We start from the raw sequence: 1,127 nt of genomic DNA on the forward strand, positions 1-1,127 counted from the left end.
ATGGTCGGGAAGACAGGATTCGAACCTGCGACCCCTTGGTCCCAAACCAAGTGCTCTACCAAGCTGAGCTACTTCCCGTTATAAATGGTGCACCCTGAGAGATTCGAACTCCCGGCCTTTAGATTCGTAGTCTAACGCTCTATCCAGCTGAGCTAAGGGTGCATAAAATGCGGTCGAGAGGACTTGAACCTCCACGGTGTTAACCACCACTAGGCCCTCAACCTAGCGCGTCTACCGATTCCGCCACGACCGCATATTAATGGAGCGGAAGACGGGATTCGAACCCGCGACCCCGACCTTGGCAAGGTCGTATTCTACCACTGAACTACTTCCGCAATATGAGTTTTGATTAGAGATGCGGGTGAAGGGACTCGAACCCCCACGTCAAGGACACTAGATCCTAAGTCTAGCGCGTCTACCAATTCCGCCACACCCGCATATAATATTCAAATATAACTATTAATTAATGAGAAATGGTGAGCCATGCAGGGCTCGAACCTGCGACCCTCTGATTAAAAGTCAGATGCTCTACCAACTGAGCTAATGGCTCATTAATTTAAAATGGGGCGACTGAAGGGAATTGAACCCTCGAATGCCGGAATCACAATCCGGTGCGTTAACCACTTCGCCACAATCGCCATGAAAAAATGGTGCCGGCGAAAGGATTTGAACCCTCGACCCTCTGATTACAAGTCAGATGCTCTACCAACTGAGCTACACCGGCAGGTGTAAATGGTGGCTTTGGACGGAATCGAACCGCCGACACAAGGATTTTCAGTCCTTTGCTCTACCAACTGAGCTACAAAGCCAACTTATTAAGTTTAAATTAAAAATGGCGGTCCCGACGGGATTCGAACCCGCGATCTTCTGCGTGACAGGCAGACATGTTAACCGCTACACCACGGGACCGTTTGTAAAACTATTTGTATCGACTCCACCTATTTTAAATGTCAATTAGAATAAAGTCAATAAGTTTTGTAAAAAAATAAAAAGCCTGGCAACGTCCTATCCTCACAGGGGGAGACCCCCAACTACTTTCGGCGCTGAAGCGCTTAACTTCCGTGTTCGGCATGGGAACGGGTGTGGCCGCTTCGCTATCGCCACCAGACAAGGGAATTGTTCCCTGA

At 49.0% G+C, this 1,127-nt stretch carries 10 tRNA genes and 1 rRNA gene; all 11 read right to left on the bottom strand.

What is annotated here, in order from left to right:
• Nucleotide 1 precedes the first annotated feature (1 nt).
• The 11 genes from EVJ26_RS14140 to rrf all read right to left on the bottom strand — a co-directional run bounded on the left by EVJ26_RS14140 (nt 2) and on the right by rrf (nt 1,108).
• Nucleotides 2-78, bottom strand: a tRNA-Pro gene (locus EVJ26_RS14140).
• A gap of 7 nt (nt 79-85) precedes the next feature.
• A tRNA-Arg gene (locus EVJ26_RS14145) sits at nt 86-162 on the bottom strand.
• A gap of 6 nt (nt 163-168) precedes the next feature.
• Nucleotides 169-253, bottom strand: a tRNA-Leu gene (locus EVJ26_RS14150).
• Between the two features lie 7 nt (nt 254-260).
• Nucleotides 261-335 (bottom strand) — tRNA-Gly (locus EVJ26_RS14155).
• 21 nt (nt 336-356) lie between these two features.
• A tRNA-Leu gene (locus EVJ26_RS14160) sits at nt 357-437 on the bottom strand.
• Nucleotides 438-474: 37 nt separating this feature from the next.
• A tRNA-Lys gene (locus EVJ26_RS14165) sits at nt 475-550 on the bottom strand.
• A 12-nt stretch (nt 551-562) separates the two neighbouring features.
• A tRNA-His gene (locus tag EVJ26_RS14170) sits at nt 563-638 on the bottom strand.
• A gap of 10 nt (nt 639-648) precedes the next feature.
• Nucleotides 649-724 (bottom strand) — tRNA-Thr (locus EVJ26_RS14175).
• Nucleotides 725-733: 9 nt separating this feature from the next.
• Nucleotides 734-809 (bottom strand) — tRNA-Phe (locus EVJ26_RS14180).
• Nucleotides 810-833: 24 nt separating this feature from the next.
• Nucleotides 834-909, bottom strand: a tRNA-Asp gene (locus tag EVJ26_RS14185).
• An 83-nt stretch (nt 910-992) separates the two neighbouring features.
• A 5S ribosomal RNA gene (gene rrf, locus EVJ26_RS14190) occupies nt 993-1,108 on the bottom strand.
• Between the last annotated feature and the right edge of the window lie 19 nt (nt 1,109-1,127).

It is taken from the genome of Exiguobacterium sp. SH3S1 (assembly GCF_004337105.1).
Classification (GTDB): domain Bacteria; phylum Bacillota; class Bacilli; order Exiguobacteriales; family Exiguobacteriaceae; genus Exiguobacterium; species Exiguobacterium aurantiacum_A.